The sequence below is a fragment of the Candidatus Thiodictyon syntrophicum genome (assembly GCF_002813775.1).
Taxonomy (GTDB): domain Bacteria; phylum Pseudomonadota; class Gammaproteobacteria; order Chromatiales; family Chromatiaceae; genus Thiodictyon; species Thiodictyon syntrophicum.
This window is the reverse complement of record NZ_CP020370.1, coordinates 6,159,436-6,176,253: the sequence shown is the minus strand read 5'-3', so window position 1 is coordinate 6,176,253 and position 16,818 is coordinate 6,159,436. Positions and strand designations below refer to the sequence as shown.

Genomic DNA, 16,818 nt, shown 5'->3' with positions numbered 1-16,818 from the left:
CTAGGACCGCGCTGCGTCAGGGCGCTGGCTTGCGGCGTTTCGCGGCCCGCCGTAGAGCAAGAGGCCCGCGGCAGTGAGCACCAGGCAAAAGCGGAGCGTGTCGGCGAGGAAATAGGCGCGGTGGGCGTCTTTGAAGGCCGCGAGTTGCGGCGGCGGTGGGGTGCGCGGCACGAAGTCCAACTGGCGTCCGATCCCCACGACCTGGGGTTCCAGGCCGAAGTGGGTGACGATCACCAACGCCAGACCCAAGGCGAGCAGAGCCGTCGGCAGTCGGCGGGCGCGCCAGATGATCGCGAGCCCCAGCACGAGGGCGCCCAAGACGATTTGCGCGCGGTTCCATGCCTGGAACAGGACCCGGTTCAGTTCGGCCGCGTGAACCCACAGGGCGCTGGCCTTCTTGGCCGCGGTGTCCTGGGGGACGAAACCGGCCTGTTGGGCGAGTTTGGGGTTACGCGCGAACAGGTCCTCGAAACCCGCGAAGTTGTAGGAAACCGCGGCCCCCACGAGCACGGAGCCGCCGAGCCAGATACCGAGGAGAAAGGCGAGCAGGGGATGGTTTTTCATGGTTGTGAAGATGCCAAACCCTGAAGGGGCGTCACCGCTTCAGCCCTTACCCTTCGGGTCCTTCGCGACCGGCGTGCCGCTCGGCGCCGGCGCCGGCACCGGTGTCGGCGCCGCCGGGCGCTTGTCGCCGCAGGGCACATAGCCGGAGATCGAAGGACGCCCGGCGGCCAGCGCGCGCTCCAGCGATTCGCAGATGGTGCGCATCACCTTGACGCGCGCATAGGGCTTGTCGTTGCCCTCCACCAGGGTCCAGGGGGCGTGCTGGGTACTGGTGCGTGCCACCATCTCATTGACGGCCTCTTTATAGGCGGGCCATTTCTCGCGATTGCGCCAGTCGTCCGCGGTGATCTTGTAGCGTTTGTAGGCGGTTTCCTCCCGGTCCTGGAAGCGCTTGAGCTGCTCGTCCTGGTCGATATGGATCCAGAACTTGAGCAGTACGATGCCGCTGCCGACCAGTTGCTCCTCGAAGCGATTGATTTCGGAATAGGCGCGGCGCCATTCGGTATCGCTGGCGTAGCCCTCCACCCGCTCCACCAGGACGCGCCCATACCAGGAGCGGTCATAGATGGTGATGTACCCGGCGCGCGGCACCTGCCGCCAGAAGCGCCAGAGATAGTGGTGCGCCTTTTCCTCGTCGGTGGGGGCGGCGACCGGAATGGTACGGTACAGGCGGGCATCGATGGCGCTGGTAATGCGGCGGATTGCCCCCCCCTTGCCGCCGGCGTCAACCCCCTCGAACATCAGCACTGTGGAGCGCTTGGCGTTATAGGCGTGCCAGGCCAACTCATTGATTTCCTTCTGGAGTTCTGTCATTCGCGTCTTATACTTGGGCGTCGGCAGGGACTTTGACAGGTCCAGCTTATCCAGCACGGTGATCTGGGCCTGGGCGCCGCTCGGCATGTCCGCACCGGCGGTGGTGGTGCCCTGGTCCGGTACGCCAGGGCTATTCAGGCGGGTGCGGATGGCGTGCAGCAGGGTCTTGCCGACCGTGAGATCCCGGTAGCGCGGGTCCTCTGCCTCGACCAGATGCCAGGGTGAGATGCCCTGGTCGGTGTGCTGTACGACGCGCTCGGCGACCTGCTCGAAGACCCGGTAGTGCTCCGAGAACTTGGCCTTCTGCGGCATCATCTTCCAGCGGCTGCGATCATCCCGGGACAGGGCATTGAGGCACGCCTTCTGATTCTCCTCCGACATATGGAACCAGAATTTGACGATGAGGGCGCCGTCCTGGATCAGCATCCGCTCGAATTCGACGATCCGGTTCAACTCCGCATCCAGTTCCGCATCGGTGCAGTGACCCTGGAAGCGGTGTTCGATCGGGGCCGCGTACCAGCCGCCGAACAGGATGGTGATGTCACCGCGCGGCGGCAGGGTGCGCCAGAAGCGCCAGTAGCGGGGGCGGGCGCGCTCCTCGTCGGTCTCGTCCCAGAAGGCGAAGGTCTGCACGCCGCGGGTGTCCAGCCACTCATTGAGCCGGTTGACCACCTCGCCCTTGCCCGCCCCCTCCACGCCGGAGACCAATACGACCACCGGAATATTGGTTTCGCGCAGCTCGCGCTGGGCCTCCAGGAGCAGGGTGCGCAACTCCTCCTGCTGCCCCTTGAAGTCCTCTTTGCTGACGGTACGCCCGACCTTAGTCGCTTCGAACATGGGGCTTGATTCTCCTCAGACGAGTTGGCTTTCAGGCCGCGGGATCGGCCGCGGCCGCCCCTGCGCATCTACCGCCACGTAGACGAAGACGGCGTGGGCCGCGTGGCGGCGGCTCTTGGGGTCGGGCTCGCCCTGGGCCCAGACATCGACCTCGACGCTGATGGAGGTGTTGCCGATGTGCACCATACGGGCATGCAGTTCGGTCAGGTCACCCACCAGCACCGGCGTGACGAAGCGGAACTCCTTGACCGCCACCGTGGCCACCCGCCCCTGGGCCGCCTCGATCGCGATGGTACTGCCGGCCACGTCCGCCTGGGACATGATCCAGCCGCCGAAGATGTCACCATAGGCATTGGTGTCGGCCGGCATGGCGACCACGCGGATCGCCAACCGCCAGGCGTCCAGGCGCCTGGGTTGGGGTTGGGTCGGGTCGCTCATGGGTGGATCCCGCGGGGGCGCTCGCCACGGGGCAGGGGCTTCATGTTCGGCGTCATCAGTCCGTCCTCATTGATCCAGGGCCGCTCGCCGGCCGGTTTCGCGGATCATCGCATATCCGGCGGGGCTGGTCAGCCGCAACGGGCCGCAAGTGCGGACCAACGATTGATCCGGTTTTTCCGGCCCAGCGCCGGGGCAGGATGCCCCGGCTCCCGGGCCGCAAGCGCGGACCGACGATTGAGCGGCTGCCCATCGATCTTTTACCCTACAATGTGCGCGAGACCGTCGGTGAGCCGTCGCGATCGGGGCCCCGGGTTACCTGGCCGCGGGCGCGGGGTCCCCGGGGTTCGCGTTGGCGCGGCCGCGTCGTCCGAGCGGTCGCTCCGTCTCCTGCTGTCCCGCCCGTGCGGCGGTTGGCGTGCGGGGGCTAAAATCATCCGTGAATATGAGGCTAAGTGCGCGTATGTCATCCGAAAAACCGAGGGTCTGGGAGAGCGGGGCGGTGATGGCGGGGGTGGTTGCCGTGGGCGTTGCCGCCGCCCTGGTCTATACACTGGTCAACAAGTTTGCGCCGATCGCGGCCCCGGCCGATCCGGCCGCCATGGCGGCGCGGCTCCAGCCGATCGGCAAGCTCAAGCTGGCCCCCCCGCCGGCCCCCGTGGCCCCGGCGGCGCCGGCCGCTGACGTCGCGGCCCCGGCCGCCACTGAGGCCGCCGCGCCGGCACCGGCGGCCGCCGAGCAACCGGCCGCGGGGGCCGCGGATGAGCCCGCAACGGCCCCTGCCGCGACCGAACCGGCGGCGTCGGACGCAACGCCGGCGGTCGTCGCGGTGCCGCCGACCCTGGAAGAGGCGGCCGTGACCACGGCCCTGGAGCCGCCGGTGACGGGGGCCAATCCGCTGTTGCCCGCGCCTGACGCCGCAGACACGCCCGCTACCCCCGTGGCCGCGCCGGTTGTGACCGCCCCGGTCGCGGAACCTGCTGTGGTCGCAGAGCCCGCCCCGGTCGTTGTCGTGCCGACGCCGGTTTCAACACCGGCTGAAACCGCAACCGTCCCCGCGCCCGCCCCGGTCGCCGCCGTGCCGGCCCCAGCCCCGGTCGTTGCGGCGCCCCCGACGGTCGCGGCCCCCGTGGTCAAGGCCCCCGCCGCCCAGGTTGCGCCGCCCGCGGCACCGCCGGCCGCGACCTGGTCGCCGTCCGCGCTGCTGCCCTGGAATCGCACCCCGGCATCCGGGCGCTGACCGCTCGGCAGCCGTAACACCGCCGCTGACGCGGTGGGGCTGGTCGGCGGGGCCAGGATGCCCCGCCGGTGCCTGGTCGGCTCGCCAAGCCCGACCGCGGCCAAAGCCTCAAACTTTATGAGCAGGCTTTAGCGGGTCGCGCGGGCGAACGGGTCACCGGATCCGGACGCCGATGCCGCCGGAGCCCTCGGAACCACCGAAGGAATCCCATTCGGTGGACCAGGAGTGCCCATCGCCCCAGGGTTGCGGCCGCTGGGCCGGCGCCGGGGGGGCGCCATCGTCGCTGACCCCGGTGCCCAGCGCGCGCCGCAGGCGATCGACTACGTCCGCGGCCAGCCTGGGGTTGCCCTTGGCCTCGTAGTAGCAGGCGATCTCCAACAGCTTGGACTTGGCGAGCAGGGTCTGCTCGGTCCCGAAATGCTGTTCCGCAAGCTTGAGATACAGGTCCGCCGCCAGGTGTAGCCGGCCCTCCGCGTGGCGCTGCAAGGCCATGCGCAGCATCAGGTCGCGGGCGGCACTGTCGGGGTCCCCGGCGCCCGCGCAGCGGGCCTCGGTCCCGGCCGGGGCGCGCCGCGAGTGCGGCTCGATCCACACCTGGGGGACCCAGGCCGGGGCCTGACCATCGGTGCTCAGAACCTCGGTGATCAGGGAGGCGACGACCTCCAGGAGCGCCAGGTCGCAGGCGGCGGAGCGCTTGTGACTGGGCCGGCGCTGCGCCGCCAGCACCCCGATCGGCAGATAGTCCCGCACGATGGGCACCACAATGAAGGCGATCTGCTCGGGCGGCAGCGTATCCGTGGCCGCGTCGGTCGGTGCGGCGTCCAGGCTGGCGGCCAATACCGGCTCACCGGCCGCGAAGACCCGCCCGCACACCCCTTCGCCGATCGCGTAGCGGCCCTCTTCGAGCTCGGCCGCGGTCAGGCCGTGGGCGTAACGGATGTAGATCTCGCTCGCGGCCGGGTCCGCGAGCATCACCCGGCCACGCATCAGGCCGCCGCGCTCGTCGAGGTAGCGCAGGATGTCCTGGATACGCGACTCCGCGTCGTCCCCACGCGAAACGATGTGGGCAATGTACTGAAGTTCAAGAAGTTCAGTGCCTGGAACATTATTTTGTTTTGCTGTGCTCACGGTCTACTCCAATTAGCCGGTGGACGCTAACATTGAAGTTCGCGGATCCCGAGACGCTCAAGGGCCCGCCAGCGCGGGGCCTCAAGGTCTGGCGCCGATCCGGGCGCATTTCCGCGTGAATTCCCCCGCCGCTACCTACCAAGGCTGCGTCATCCCTCGGCGTCGGCGGGACCTTCACACTGGAGTCTAGGCAAGAACAGGACCGCGTTTTGCGTTGGGCTTCAAAGATTTGCTCCCAGGCTTGCAAAATGGGTATCAATCTGCGAAAAACCGAACAATCACAGTCGGTTTACGCCTGGCCGAGCGGGCAGGACAGGCACCCTGCCGGTGATCGGACGCAACCTACCGTTCGCTCGGTCGAGGCGCCGTTCGCGAGGTATTGACCCGGGCCGTCACGAACTGACGGCCCGGGTCACTAACGAACGAGGGCGGACCGGCAACGCGGCCATGAATGAGGCCCGCCAGGGTTTATGCCTGGGGCGATCTAGGCGAGAATGGGACCTTGGTGCCCTCGGTGCCGGGCGTCGGGGCTCGCCGCCACCGCGCAGGAGGGGCGATCCGCGCCGCCAACGAGTTCAGTGTTCTGGAAGTCACGATAGACAAAACAGTAGGATAGCCGCGACATGCTGCTGATGATCGACAACTACGACTCCTTCACCTACAACCTGGTCCAATACCTGGGGGAATTGGGTGCCCAGGTGCGGGTGGTGCGCAACGACGAACTGAGCGTGGCGCAGGTCGCGGCCCTGGCCCCGGAGCGCATCGTGATCTCGCCCGGTCCCTGCACCCCCAACGAGGCGGGGATCTCGGTGCCGCTGATCCAGGCGATGGCCGGGCGGGTGCCGATCCTGGGGGTCTGTCTGGGGCACCAGTCAATCGGCCAGGCCTTCGGCGGGCACATCGTCAAGGCGCGCCGGATCATGCACGGCAAGACCTCGCCGATACACCACGCCGCACTGGGGGTGTTCAGCGGGCTCGCGAGCCCCTTCGAGGCGACCCGCTACCACTCGCTGATCATCGCGCGCGACAGCCTCCCGGACTGCCTGGAGGTGACCGCCTGGACCCTCACCGAGGACGGCCAGCCCGACGAGATCATGGGCGTGCGCCATCGGGAACTCCCGATCGAGGGCGTGCAGTTCCATCCGGAGTCGATCCTGACCCGGTACGGGCATGACCTGCTCAAGAATTTCATCACGGGGTGCTGAGCGCAATGGATATCAAGGCGGCCATCACCTCCTGCGTGGAGGGCAAGGACCTGGATCTGCGCCAGATGACGGCGGTCATGCGCACCATCATGACCGGCGGGGCGACGGCGGCCCAGATCGCCGGCTTCCTGATCGCGCTGCGCATGAAGGGCGAGTCGGTCCCGGAGATTGCGGCGGCGGCGGGGGTGATGCGGGAACTGGCGGCGGGGGTGGACATCGCCGGGCTCGACTATCCGGTGGACATCGTCGGCACCGGGGGGGACGCCAGCGGCACCTTCAACGTGTCGACCACGGCCATGTTCGTCGCCGCGGCGGCCGGCTGCCATGTGGCCAAGCACGGCAACCGCTCGGTATCGAGCAAGTCCGGCGCGGCGGATGTCCTGGAGGCGGCGGGGGTGCGGCTCGACCTCACCCCGGCACAGGTCGGGCGCTGCATCCGCGAGGTCGGGGTCGGATTCATGTTCGCCCCCGGTCACCATGGCGCCATGAAGCACACCAGCGCCCCCCGGCGCGAGCTGGGGGTGCGCACCCTGTTCAATGTCCTGGGCCCCCTGACCAATCCCGCCGGGGTTCCAAACCAATTGCTCGGGGCCTTCAGCGAGTCGCTGCTCGTGCCCCTGGCAGAGGTGCTGCAACGCCTGGGCAGCCGTCACGTCCTGGTGGTGCACTCCCGCGACGGTCTGGACGAGATCAGCATCGGCGCCGAGACGCAAGTGGCCGAACTGAAGGACGGCCAGGTCCGCTGCTATCAGGTCAGTCCGGAGGACTTCGGGCTGACCCGCGCCGGGCTCGCTGCCATCCGGGTCCAGGACCCGGCCGGCAGTCTGGCCATGCTGCGCGGCGTGCTCGCCAACCAGCCCGGTGCCGCCCGTGATATCGTCATGCTCAACGCCGGTGCCGCTATCTACGCCGCGGGTCGCGCCGACAGCCTGGCGGACGGGATGCGGCGCGCGGATGAGGCGATCGGCAGCGGCGAGGCGCAACGCCGCCTCGACCGCCTGGTGGCACTGACCCGGGACCTGGACTCGGCGCACCCATGAGCCGCTCCAAGGCACCCGCGGTGCGCGATTGCCGCCCCTGCACCGCCTGCTGCGACGGTTGGGTGTGCATTACCGTTGCCGGCCAGGCGGCGCGCTGGAACGCCGACGGGACCTCCTGGTGGTAACAACACAACAGGCCGCACCCTCCCGTTGCCTGGCGCACCTGTACCGAGGATGAGCATGGCAGATACCCCCAATATCCTGAAAAAAATCTGTCACCGCAAGGTGGAGGAGGTCGCGGCCCGGGCGCAGCGTCTGCCGCTCGCGGCACTGACCGCCCGGCTGGCCGAGGCCTCCGCACCCCGCGGCTTTGCCGCTGCCTTGAGCGCCCGGGTCCAGGCCGGCGAACCGGCCGTCATCGCCGAGATCAAGCGCGCCAGCCCGAGCAAGGGGGTGCTACGGCCGGACTTCCACCCGGCCCAGATCGCCGTGAGCTATGCCCGCGGCGGAGCCGCCTGTCTCTCGGTGCTGACCGACATGGACTTCTTCCAGGGCTGTGACGCCTATCTCGAGGAGGCCCGCGCCGCCTGCACCCTGCCGGTGCTGCGCAAGGACTTCATCATCGACCCCTATCAGGTCTATGAGGCGCGCCTCTTGGGCGCCGACTGCATCCTGCTGATCGCCGCCTGTCTGGACGACCGGCGTTTGGCGGATCTGAACGCCCTGGCCTGTGGGCTCGGCATGGACGTCCTGGTGGAGGTCCACGACGCCGCGGAACTGGAGCGCGCCCTGGCGGTGCCGGGACCCCTGATCGGCATCAACAACCGCAATCTGCGGACCTTCGAGGTGAGCCTGGAGACCACCCTCGGGCTCCTGGCCGCGGTGCCCGCGGAGCGCCTGCTGGTGACCGAGAGCGGCATCCTGGGCGCCGGGGCCGTGGCCCTGATGCGCCGCAACGGGGTCCACGCCTTCCTGGTGGGGGAAGCCTTCATGCGCGCCCCCGACCCGGGCCTGGAATTGGCCCGGCTCTTTTTCGGCCTATGATCCGCGTCCGCGTTGCGCCGCTCGCGCGTCGAAATCGATGCCCAAGCCGATGCCTGGGCCCCGGAAACAATCCGTCAGGGCACCCCCATGAGCACCTATGACACCGATTTTCATGACTGGATCGAGGAGCAGTCGGCGCTATTGAAAACCGGACAGCTCGCCCAGTTGGATGTCCCGCACCTGATCGAGGAATTGGACAGCATGAGCGCGCGCGAACGCCGCGAGTTGATCAACCGCTTGGCCGTGCTGCTGGCGCACTTGCTCAAATGGCAATACCAACCCGAGCGTCGCTGCACCAGTTGGCGCCTGACGATCAACGAACAGCGGCGGCAACTGGCCTTGCTGCTCGACGACAGCCCCAGTCTGGCACAGCGCCTGCCCGAGTTCCTGCCGCGCGCCTACGACCATGCCGGCCGCGCCGCGATGGAAGAAACCGGGTTTTTCAAGTCGCCGTTCCCCGAGCACTGCGCATATCGGATGGCCGATATTATGGACGAGGGGTATTGGCCCGGCGGGCGCGACTAGCGCGGGACCTGGCCCGCAAGCAGTCATTGCAGTCCGTTTCGCTCGCGAGCCGCGCGGGCCGCAGGGGTGTCCCCGAACGCGTCGCTGGTCAGCAATTCTCGCTCTGCCGTCCGCAATCAGCCCTGTCCGGATAACCCGAGGTCAGACCATCGGGCCAGGCCCCGCGGGACTGGTTCCGGCAATGGGAGCCGTCAGTCGGCTTTGGCTGCATCCTGACCTGGTGGGGGAAGCTTTTATGCGCGCCCCCGACCTGGGCCTGAAAGTGGCCCCGCTCTTTTTCGATCGATGATCCATTAATCCGTTTTTCCCCCGGGCGGGACGCACCATGCATGCCACTGCCGACCTCTATCATCGGGACTTCCACGCCTGGATCGCCGGTCAGGCCGCGCTCCTGCGACAGGGGCGGGTCCAGGACATCGACCCGCAACTGCTCGCCGAGGAACTGGAGGCCATGGGACGCCGCGAACGCAACGAACTGGTCAGCCGTCTGATCATCCTCATTGCCCACCTGCTGAAGTGGCAGTACCAGCCCGAACACCGCACCTCCAGTTGGCGCGGTTCCATCGTCGAACAGCGCGTCCAGGTGAGTCGGGAACTGCGCTTGAGTCCGAGCCTCAAGGCCTTTCTTGCCGAGGCGATCGACGATGCCTACCCCGATGCCCGGCACATTGCGGTCACCGAAACCGGGATGGCCGAGTCCCGGTTTCCCGCATGTTGTCCGTACCCGGCGGCCGAGCTCCTGGACGAGGGTTGCTGGCCCGGCTCCCCGCCGGCGTGAGGCCCCGGTCGCCGTTCGCCACACCGCATCCGCGGTTTCAACCCGGCCGATCCTGCCGGGTGCGATCAGACCTGAGGTGGTGACCGAGAGAGCGGGTACGCTATCGTTGTCGTAATCGAATAATCCGACCACGATTACGACAACGACAACGACAACGACGCCCGCTCCTGCCGCCCTCAGCGCGTCCCGAAGACCACGATGGTCTTACCCTTCACACTGATCAGCCCCTGCTCCTCCAGGCTTTTCAAGACCCGCCCAGCCATCTCGCGCGAGCAGCCGACGATGCGTCCGAGTTCCTGGCGGGTGATGCGGATCTGCATCCCGTCCGGGTGGGTCATGGAGTCCGGCTGCTTGCACAGGTCGAGCAGGGTGCCGGCGATGCGTCCGGTCACGTCGAGGAAGGCCAGGTGCCCGACCTTGCGGCTGGTCTGGCGCAGACGCTGCGACAGTTGCAGGCCGACCGCGTAGAGGAACTCCTTGGCCACCTCCTTGAGGTCGGTCTCCAGCAGTCGATCCAGGCGCTGGTAGGCGATCTCCGCGACCTTGCACTTGGTGCGGGTACGCACGATGACACTGCGGGTGTTCTGGGGGACGAAGAGCCCCATCTCGCCGATGAACTCGCCCTTGTTGATGTAGGCCAGCATCAGTTCCCGGCGCTCCTCGTCGTCGATCACGGCCGCCACCGAGCCCTCGATCAGGTAGTACAGGGTCTCGGCCGGCTCCCCCACCCGGATGAAGTCGACATTCTTGTCGTAGGACTTGGTGTGACAGAACGACAGGAAGGGCTGCAACCAGCCGGGTTCTTCTTTGGGGAGTGTGAGCATAGTCGTGGCAGCGGCCTTGTCGGCGAGCGGTGGATGGGGGGCGGGGTTGGCACCTGATTCTAGGCAAGCCGCTTGGCCTTGTCGAACTATGGTAGCCTCCCGGTCCAGGCGTGGCGCCGCGTCCGGGCGCCCTGGTTTGGTCATCGCGGGGGTCTGCATGAAGGCGCGGGTAAAGTGGATCGATGGGGTTGCCATGTTGGGCGAGTCCGGCTCCGGGCACGGGGTGGTCATGGATGGTCCGCCCGAACTGGGCGGGCGCAACGTCGGGGTGCGGCCCATGGAGCTGCTGCTGATCGGCATGGGCGGGTGCACTCAGTTCGATGTACTCCTGATTTTGCGTAAGTCACGCCAGGAGGTGACGGACTGCGTGGTCGAACTGACGGCGGACCGCGCCGCCGCCGACCCCAAGGTCTTTACCCGCATCCACGCCCATTTCATCCTGACCGGGCGGGGGCTGGACCCGCGCCAGGTGGAGCGTGCGATCAAGCTCAGCGCGGAGAAATACTGCTCTGCGTCCATCATGCTGGGCACCACCGCCGCGATCACCCACGACTTCGAGTGTCGCGATGCCTGAGGCGGCGGAGTTCGACGCACTCACCGCGGAATTCTACGAGGGCTGGCTCCACTACCACCCGGACCTGGCCCTGCGCGCCGGGGTCCCGGTGGCGGGCCGGCTGCTGCCGGTGCAGGAGGACGAGGACCTGGTCGGCCTCAAGGGCTGGCTGGAGGAACTGCTCCTGGGCCTCGACGAGATCGATTTCCACGCACTGGACGCCGACCGGCAACTGGACTGGGAACTGCTGGCCGGGGCCGCCCGCGTCGAGCATCGGGAACTCTGCGGCGGCGGCTGGCGCCGTCGCGACCCTCTGGGCTATCTGCCGCTCGCCGAGCTCGAGTGGCTGAGCGGCACCACGGACGCGGCGCCGCACGGTACCCTGGCGCGGCTCCTGGGGGAACTCCCCGAACACCTGCGCCAGGCGCAGGTGCAGTTGCGCGTCGCGGCCCCGGGCCTGGGCCCGCTCCTGGTCCGCGTCGCCGCCCGCGAGGCGCAGCGCGCGTGCGAGCACCTGCGCGCGCTCGCCCGGGGTCCCCGGCCGCATCGCGATGCTGGTGGGCACGTCGGACTGGCGGAGCCGCTTGAGAGCGCCGCCGCGGCGCTCGCCGGCTATCACCATTTTCTGACCGCTGAACTGGCCCCGCGGGCCCGCGGTGCCCTGGGCCGCGGGGTCGAACACCTGGGGCTGCGGTTGTGCGAGGTCCACTTCATCGACTGCGACCCGGCGGCCGGGTGCGAGCCCATCACCCGTGCCCTGGAGCGGGCGTCGGCGGCCTTGAGCGACGCCGACGCGACCGCGGGGCAGGCCCCGCTGCCGGCCGACGGTGGTTACCACCTGGCCGCGACTGATGCGGCGCGTGGGCATCGCTTACCGCGTCGCTTCGCCAACGACGCCTCCTGGGCTCTGGGCCGGCAACTCTATCTCGGTCGTCGCGGCGCCCAGGGCGCGCCTGGACCGCGATTGGCCGAGTCCCGCGAACTGCTCCTGTTGGCCCAACTCGACTTAGACCTGCATCGGGGGCGGATCGACGACAAACAGGCGCTGGCGAGCCTGGCCCGGCTCGGGCTGGAAGGCCCCGCGGCGGAGGCCCGGGTGGCGCAAGTCGCCCGGCACCCGGGCGACGCCCTGGCTGGCGTGCTGGGCTGGCGGTTGCTGGAGCAGGTGCGGGATCGGCAGGGGGCGGATGCCGGGCCCGGCGCGCCGGCCTGGCGCGCCCTGCTGGCCTCCTACGGGGCCATCCCCCTGCCCCTGGTATTGCGTTACGGCCTGGGCCAGGCCGCCTGGCAGGCGGCCTGGGACGCGGTCTTGGGCACCTGAGCGCTAGTGGCCGGTGCGAGCGGCTGCTAGGATGTGCGGTTGCGCACACCGGAGCCCGTACCATGTCGATCGGCCACAAGAAGCTGCAGCTCCAGGGCTTCAACAACCTGACCAAGACCCTGAGCTTCAATATCTACGACGTCTGCTACGCGGACAGCGCGCTCCAGCGTGAGGCCTACATCCAGTACATCGACGAGGCCTACAACGCGGAGCGCCTGACCGCCATCCTGACCGACGTGGCGGCGATCATCGGCGCCAACATCCTCAACGTCGCCCACCAGGACTACGACCCCCAGGGCGCCTCGGTCACCATGCTGATCTCGGAGGAACCCCTGGTCGCCGAGCAACTCCCCAATTTCGCCAAGCCCGGACCGCTCGCGCGGTCCGGTCTCTTCCCGGACGCCGTCGTGGCCCACCTGGACAAGAGCCACATCACGGTGCACACCTACCCGGAGAGCAACCCGGTCACCGGCATCAGCACCTTCCGCGCCGATATCGACGTCTCCACCTGCGGGCGCATCTCACCGCTGCGCGCGCTCAACTCCCTGATCCACTCCTTCGAGTCCGATGTCGTGATCCTCGACTACCGGGTGCGCGGCTTCACCCGTGACGTGACCGGGCGCAAGCACTTCATCGACCACAACATCAGCTCCATCCAGAACTACCTGTCGCGGGACAGCAAGGACCGCTACCAGATGGTGGACGTGAACGTCTATCAGGAAAACCTGTTCCACACCAAGATGGTGCTCAAGCAGTTCCAACTCGACGACTATCTCTTCTGCATCGAGGAGAAGGACCTGCCCGAGCCGGAGCGCTGGCGCATCCAAAAGCTCGTGCGCCGCGAACTGTCCGAGATCTTCTACGGGTGCAACCTGTCGCGGGAGTTGGAGTTCGCGGGCTGAAGCTCGCTCGCGACGCCGCCTCGTGACATCGCTCAAATGGTTTCACGCAGGTGTCAGGCGATCCCTTCCACGATAGCCTCAGCCGAACCAGGGCTCGTAGAGGCCAAGGGTCGACCGGCTGAAGCCTCGACCTCCGGTTGCGTTGCGGGGTCCGGGCCGCGCTCGGCACGACGATTCGGGGCCGCAACGCCTCGCCCCAGGGCCTCCAGACAGCGCAGCAGCTGATAAAGCTCACCGTAGCAACGCCGCTCACTGCCACACCAGCGGGACCTGGGGACCGGCCCGCGGCCGGCTGCCCTGTGTTCGTCAACGAACAGACCGCCGTGCCGCGCCGGACCTATCGTATGGAACCCCTGAATTGTCGAGTAGGAAATTCTTGAAATGGATTTCCATCTGTCTCCGGAGGATCAGTGATGAAGATGCAGTCAACGACCAAACGCCTGACGACAACGGCATCCGCCCTGTCGCTTGGGTTATTGCTTTGCGGCCCGCTCGCGACGGCAGCCGATGCCCCGGCGGCAACCCCGGCGCCCGCTCCCGCAATCGAGACCTACCCTTCCTGGACCGCGCAGGAACGCCAGCAACACTGGGAGCAAATGCAACAGAGTGCGCGCGAGCTCTGGGCGAAAGTCAACCTGAGCCCTGAGCAACGCCAGCAATACTGGGAGCAAGTGCAGCAGGGTGCACGGGATCTATGGGATAAATGGGGTCTGAGCGCGCAGCAGCGCCAACACTACTGGGAGCAGATGCAACAGGGCTGGAACGACCTGGTGGCGATGGTCAACCCGCCCGCGGAGACGCCGCCGACGGCCCCTGCGCCGACAGAGCCGGTTGCTCTGGCTGCAACGCCGCCGACGGCCCCTGCGCCGGCGGCACCGCTCGCTGTGGCTGCAACACCGCCGACGGCCCCCGCGCCGGCGGCACCGGTTGCCGTGGCAGCAACGCCACCGACGGCCCCCGCGCCGGCGGCACCGGTTGCCGTAGCTGCAACGCCACCGACGGCGCCCGCACCGGCGGCACCGGTTGCGCTGGCTGCAACCCCGTCGACCGCACTCCCCCCAGCCGCCGCCCACACGTCAAGGAGTGCGTATAACCTGTTGACGCTATGGGGCCTGACCCTGGAGCAACGCCAACAATACTGGGCGTCCGTACAACGCGCCGAGCAGACGACCATGGACCCGCCCGCGCTGGCAGCGGTTGCCCCAGCGGTGACCGCGTCGACCACGCTCCCCGCGGTCGTCGGCGACCCGCCAGAGACGGTGTACAACATCTTGTCGCTATGGGGCCTGACCTCGGAGAAACGCTAGCAATCCTGGGCGTTCATGCAACAGGGCGGTAGACGAAGCAGGGTGCATCAGGCGCGCGGCCCGGCGCCGCGGGTACGGTTCGGCGCTCGGTCGCGCCGCATCCCCCCTCTGCTAAAGAAGCTCGACCGGTCGATGAAACGGCGGCGCATCGATAAGGCCTGCTCCGGCGACTAGACCCAATAGACGCTCCGCGTCATGGCGCGCGAGGCCAGGCGCATCGCGGTGCGGATCGGCGCCGGCAATTCGGCCCCGCCCGCCGCCTTGGCGACCTGGGCGTGGTGGATCTCATCCACCTTCATCTGCTCGAGCACGGCCCTGGTGCGCTCATCGCGCTCCGGGACCTGGTCCAGGTGGTCGTCCAGATGGTCCTCGACCTGGCGCTCGGTCTCGACCACGAACCCCAGGCTCCAGCGGTCCCCGGCCAGCCCGGCGAGCGCCCCGATGGCGAATGACCCGGCGAAAAAGAGCGGGTTCAGCAGGCTCTTGCGGTCCCCCAACTCCTCGATTCGGGTCGCGCACCAGGCCAGGTGGTCGTTCTCCTCCAGGGCCGAGCGCTCCATGCGCTTGCGCGTCTCGGGCAGTCGCGCCGTGATCGCCTGGCCCTGATAGAGCGCCTGGGCGCAGACCTCACCCGTGTGGTTGATGCGCATCAGACGGGCCACATGGCGGCGCTCCTGCTGCCCCAGTGCCGCCTCGTCCAGCAGGGCCGCCGGGTAGGGACGCTCCGTGACCCGCGGGCGGCCGAAGAGGGTGCGCAGGGCATTGTCGGCGTTGCGGATCAGCCGGTCGATGGGGGTGTAATGGCGCTGTGTCATGGGGTATTGCTGCTGCTCGGTCCGGTCGGTCAAGTCGGGAGTCTGGGGCGCGGCAGGGATCGCTTCAACCCAGAAAAAGCAGTTTAGCCGCAAATGAACGCAAATTAACGCGAATAATCAGAGACTTGGTCTTGGTCGCATGTTCACCGTCCGGGTGGCGCCCGTGACGATGCTAACCAGCAGATTTATTTGCGCTTATTTGCGTTCATTTGCGGCTAAATACTCTTTTTAGGTAGCAGGTCCATCAAGCTGGCGGGCTAGGATCTCCACCGGGTGGCAGACCTCGATCGCCAGCCCGGCCTCCCGCAGTCCGGCGCTCAGGTGCAGAGCACAGCCCGGGTTGGTGGTGACGATCAGGTCGGCGGACAGCGCCGTGAGGCCCGCGAGCTTGTCGGCGAGCAGGGCCGCGGCCAGCCCCGGCTGCTGGAGCAGATAGGTGCCGGCCGCACCGCAACAGGTCTCGTTGCCCGCAAGCTCCTGGACACTGAGTTCGGGGATGCGTTGCAGCAGCCGGTAGACGGCGCCGCAGCCCCCCAACAGGTTGCGATGGGAGCAGGGCTCATGGACCAGGACGCGGCGCGCCAGGGGCCGGAACCGCAGGCCTCCGAGGGCCGGGACCTGTTCGAGCCAGTCACAGAACTCCCGGGTCGCGGCGCTCCCCGGGGCCGCGCGCAGTTCCGCCACACAGGCGCTCGCGAGCCCCACCAGCGGCGGGTCCCCCGGTCGGCGGGCGAGGGCGTCGCGGTGCCGGTCCCCCTCCCGCGGCAGCCCGTTGTGTCGCAGCAGTGCGCCGCAACAGGTCGGGTGCGCGGGCACGCGCACGCGCAGTCCGAGGCGCGCGCACAGGGTGCGGGCGGCGGCGATGGCGTGCCCCTGGGCCAGGGCGCCCATGCAGCCGACGAAGATCTCCAGGTCCGCCGGCCCGCTGTCCGCGGCCGGGACCGGCGCCGCCATCGCCGGGATCGCCCGGGCCAGACGATGCAGCGGGGCGATGGCCGGCCAGGCTGCCAGGCCCGTACGCTCCGCCAGCCAGGCCAGCCCCGCGCCTTGATAGAGCCGGGCACCCCGGGCCAACCAGCGGGTGACCCGGGCCTCAGAGAGCCACCCCAACCAGAGCCGCAGCCAGGCGCGCCGCGCAGGTGATGCGCGCTCGACCCGTGCCGCCCGGGCCCCGTCGGCGAGTCGCCCGTAGGCGACCAGGGAGGGGCAGGCGCCCTCGCAGGCACGGCAACCCAGACAACTGTCCAGGTGCCCGGCCAGGGCGGGACTCATGGCGAGGTCCCCGGCCGCCCACCCCTGGATAAGGGCAATGCGCCCGCGCGGTGAATCGGCCTCATTGCCCAGCTTCGCGAAGGTCGGGCACTGGGGCAGGCATAGTCCGCACTTGACGCACTGGTCCGCGAGGGTGAGTAACTGGTCGGGGGTCACGTCGATCCTGGTGAGGGGGAGTCCGGGGTGGGCAGCGGTTGTCAGGGCAGCGGCCGGCGCCCCGGACATGGTAACCTCCCGCGGTGCGCGCGCCCTAGTTCTTAGCCCTCGACACCCAG

General features: G+C 68.5%; 18 protein-coding genes. 11 read left to right on the top strand and 7 right to left on the bottom strand.

The annotated features are described in order from the left end of the window. Genes THSYN_RS26500 through THSYN_RS26490 form a run of 3 tightly spaced genes read right to left on the bottom strand, consistent with a single transcriptional unit; the run spans position 1 to position 2,652 of the window. Positions 1–564, bottom strand: coding sequence for a hypothetical protein (locus tag THSYN_RS26500; RefSeq protein WP_100921770.1), 564 nt, complete (start codon positions 562–564; stop codon positions 1–3). A gap of 39 nt (positions 565–603) precedes the next feature. Continuing rightward, a complete protein-coding gene (pap, locus tag THSYN_RS26495; protein ID WP_100921769.1) occupies positions 604–2,214 on the bottom strand; it encodes a polyphosphate:AMP phosphotransferase in 1,611 nt (536 codons plus the stop codon). Positions 2,215–2,229: 15 nt separating this feature from the next. Further along, a complete protein-coding gene (locus THSYN_RS26490; protein WP_100921768.1) occupies positions 2,230–2,652 on the bottom strand; it encodes an acyl-CoA thioesterase in 423 nt (140 codons plus the stop codon). A 460-nt stretch (positions 2,653–3,112) separates the two neighbouring features. Between THSYN_RS26490 and THSYN_RS34370 the strand changes: the two genes are divergently transcribed. After that, on the top strand, positions 3,113–3,889 hold the full coding sequence (locus tag THSYN_RS34370; protein ID WP_157817948.1) for a hypothetical protein: 777 nt from the start codon (positions 3,113–3,115) through the stop codon (positions 3,887–3,889). 153 nt (positions 3,890–4,042) lie between these two features. On the opposite strand, the gene THSYN_RS26480 is transcribed toward THSYN_RS34370, so the two are convergent. Continuing rightward, on the bottom strand, positions 4,043–5,017 hold the full coding sequence (locus tag THSYN_RS26480; protein ID WP_100921767.1) for a GAF domain-containing protein: 975 nt from the start codon (positions 5,015–5,017) through the stop codon (positions 4,043–4,045). A 623-nt stretch (positions 5,018–5,640) separates the two neighbouring features. On the opposite strand from THSYN_RS26480, the gene THSYN_RS26475 reads away from it, so the two are divergent. The 6 genes from THSYN_RS26475 to THSYN_RS26455 all read left to right on the top strand — a co-directional run bounded on the left by THSYN_RS26475 (position 5,641) and on the right by THSYN_RS26455 (position 9,549). Then, a complete protein-coding gene (locus THSYN_RS26475) occupies positions 5,641–6,222 on the top strand; it encodes an aminodeoxychorismate/anthranilate synthase component II (RefSeq protein WP_100921766.1) in 582 nt (193 codons plus the stop codon). Positions 6,223–6,227: 5 nt separating this feature from the next. After that, positions 6,228–7,262 (top strand): anthranilate phosphoribosyltransferase, encoded by a 1,035-nt coding sequence (gene trpD / locus THSYN_RS26470; RefSeq protein ID WP_100921765.1) that lies wholly within the window; start codon positions 6,228–6,230, stop codon positions 7,260–7,262. Continuing rightward, positions 7,259–7,387 (top strand): hypothetical protein, encoded by a 129-nt coding sequence (locus tag THSYN_RS36765; RefSeq protein ID WP_257791207.1) that lies wholly within the window; start codon positions 7,259–7,261, stop codon positions 7,385–7,387. The genes trpD and THSYN_RS36765 overlap by 4 nt, the downstream gene beginning before the upstream one ends. Before the next feature lie 55 nt (positions 7,388–7,442). Then, positions 7,443–8,246 carry an indole-3-glycerol phosphate synthase TrpC gene (gene trpC / locus THSYN_RS26465; RefSeq protein ID WP_100921764.1) on the top strand — a complete coding sequence of 268 codons (804 nt, stop codon included), beginning with the start codon at positions 7,443–7,445 and terminating at the stop codon, positions 8,244–8,246. A gap of 87 nt (positions 8,247–8,333) precedes the next feature. Then, a complete protein-coding gene (locus THSYN_RS26460; protein ID WP_100922619.1) occupies positions 8,334–8,771 on the top strand; it encodes a DUF29 domain-containing protein in 438 nt (145 codons plus the stop codon). Between the two features lie 325 nt (positions 8,772–9,096). After that, positions 9,097–9,549 carry a DUF29 domain-containing protein gene (locus tag THSYN_RS26455; protein ID WP_100921763.1) on the top strand — a complete coding sequence of 151 codons (453 nt, stop codon included), beginning with the start codon at positions 9,097–9,099 and terminating at the stop codon, positions 9,547–9,549. Between the two features lie 176 nt (positions 9,550–9,725). Here the strand turns inward: THSYN_RS26455 and crp are convergent, their stop codons facing one another. Next, entirely contained in the window at positions 9,726–10,373 is a 648-nt protein-coding gene (crp, locus tag THSYN_RS26450; RefSeq protein ID WP_100921762.1) for a cAMP-activated global transcriptional regulator CRP, read from the bottom strand. A 157-nt stretch (positions 10,374–10,530) separates the two neighbouring features. Between crp and THSYN_RS26445 the strand changes: the two genes are divergently transcribed. The 4 genes from THSYN_RS26445 (at position 10,531) to THSYN_RS26430 (ending at position 14,456) form a co-directional block, all read left to right on the top strand. Beyond that, complete coding sequence (locus THSYN_RS26445; RefSeq protein WP_100922618.1) at positions 10,531–10,947, top strand: OsmC family protein; 417 nt, start codon at positions 10,531–10,533, stop codon at positions 10,945–10,947. Beyond that, the gene (locus tag THSYN_RS26440) at positions 10,940–12,247 is read left to right on the top strand and encodes a hypothetical protein (RefSeq protein ID WP_100921761.1); all 1,308 of its coding nucleotides are present in this window, start codon (positions 10,940–10,942) and stop codon (positions 12,245–12,247) included. Before THSYN_RS26445 ends, THSYN_RS26440 begins: the two co-directional genes overlap by 8 nt. 62 nt (positions 12,248–12,309) lie before the next feature. Continuing rightward, a complete protein-coding gene (gene speD, locus THSYN_RS26435; protein ID WP_100921760.1) occupies positions 12,310–13,149 on the top strand; it encodes an adenosylmethionine decarboxylase in 840 nt (279 codons plus the stop codon). A 413-nt stretch (positions 13,150–13,562) separates the two neighbouring features. Continuing rightward, entirely contained in the window at positions 13,563–14,456 is an 894-nt protein-coding gene (locus THSYN_RS26430) for a hypothetical protein (RefSeq protein ID WP_100921759.1), read from the top strand. A 170-nt stretch (positions 14,457–14,626) separates the two neighbouring features. Here the strand turns inward: THSYN_RS26430 and coq7 are convergent, their stop codons facing one another. Both coq7 and THSYN_RS26420 read right to left on the bottom strand, forming a co-directional pair. Beyond that, entirely contained in the window at positions 14,627–15,271 is a 645-nt protein-coding gene (coq7, locus tag THSYN_RS26425; RefSeq protein ID WP_100922617.1) for a 2-polyprenyl-3-methyl-6-methoxy-1,4-benzoquinone monooxygenase, read from the bottom strand. A 228-nt stretch (positions 15,272–15,499) separates the two neighbouring features. Beyond that, the gene (locus THSYN_RS26420; RefSeq protein WP_100921758.1) at positions 15,500–16,768 is read right to left on the bottom strand and encodes a (Fe-S)-binding protein; all 1,269 of its coding nucleotides are present in this window, start codon (positions 16,766–16,768) and stop codon (positions 15,500–15,502) included. Between the last annotated feature and the right edge of the window lie 50 nt (positions 16,769–16,818).

What these genes read in the sequence shown, in the direction of transcription:
- THSYN_RS34370 (WP_157817948.1), top strand. Translation starts at nt 3,113, where the DNA reads ATGTCATCCGAAAAACCGAGGGTCTGGGAGAGCGGGGCGGTGATGGCG.
- pap (WP_100921769.1), bottom strand. Translation starts at nt 2,214, where the DNA reads ATGTTCGAAGCGACTAAGGTCGGGCGTACCGTCAGCAAAGAGGACTTC.
- THSYN_RS26430 (WP_100921759.1), top strand. Translation starts at nt 13,563, where the DNA reads ATGAAGATGCAGTCAACGACCAAACGCCTGACGACAACGGCATCCGCC.
- crp (WP_100921762.1), bottom strand. Translation starts at nt 10,373, where the DNA reads ATGCTCACACTCCCCAAAGAAGAACCCGGCTGGTTGCAGCCCTTCCTG.
- THSYN_RS26445 (WP_100922618.1), top strand. Translation starts at nt 10,531, where the DNA reads ATGAAGGCGCGGGTAAAGTGGATCGATGGGGTTGCCATGTTGGGCGAG.
- THSYN_RS26440 (WP_100921761.1), top strand. Translation starts at nt 10,940, where the DNA reads ATGCCTGAGGCGGCGGAGTTCGACGCACTCACCGCGGAATTCTACGAG.
- THSYN_RS26455 (WP_100921763.1), top strand. Translation starts at nt 9,097, where the DNA reads ATGCATGCCACTGCCGACCTCTATCATCGGGACTTCCACGCCTGGATC.
- THSYN_RS26500 (WP_100921770.1), bottom strand. Translation starts at nt 564, where the DNA reads ATGAAAAACCATCCCCTGCTCGCCTTTCTCCTCGGTATCTGGCTCGGC.
- THSYN_RS36765 (WP_257791207.1), top strand. Translation starts at nt 7,259, where the DNA reads ATGAGCCGCTCCAAGGCACCCGCGGTGCGCGATTGCCGCCCCTGCACC.
- THSYN_RS26460 (WP_100922619.1), top strand. Translation starts at nt 8,334, where the DNA reads ATGAGCACCTATGACACCGATTTTCATGACTGGATCGAGGAGCAGTCG.
- coq7 (WP_100922617.1), bottom strand. Translation starts at nt 15,271, where the DNA reads ATGACACAGCGCCATTACACCCCCATCGACCGGCTGATCCGCAACGCC.
- trpC (WP_100921764.1), top strand. Translation starts at nt 7,443, where the DNA reads ATGGCAGATACCCCCAATATCCTGAAAAAAATCTGTCACCGCAAGGTG.
- THSYN_RS26475 (WP_100921766.1), top strand. Translation starts at nt 5,641, where the DNA reads ATGCTGCTGATGATCGACAACTACGACTCCTTCACCTACAACCTGGTC.
- trpD (WP_100921765.1), top strand. Translation starts at nt 6,228, where the DNA reads ATGGATATCAAGGCGGCCATCACCTCCTGCGTGGAGGGCAAGGACCTG.
- speD (WP_100921760.1), top strand. Translation starts at nt 12,310, where the DNA reads ATGTCGATCGGCCACAAGAAGCTGCAGCTCCAGGGCTTCAACAACCTG.
- THSYN_RS26490 (WP_100921768.1), bottom strand. Translation starts at nt 2,652, where the DNA reads ATGAGCGACCCGACCCAACCCCAACCCAGGCGCCTGGACGCCTGGCGG.
- THSYN_RS26420 (WP_100921758.1), bottom strand. Translation starts at nt 16,768, where the DNA reads ATGTCCGGGGCGCCGGCCGCTGCCCTGACAACCGCTGCCCACCCCGGA.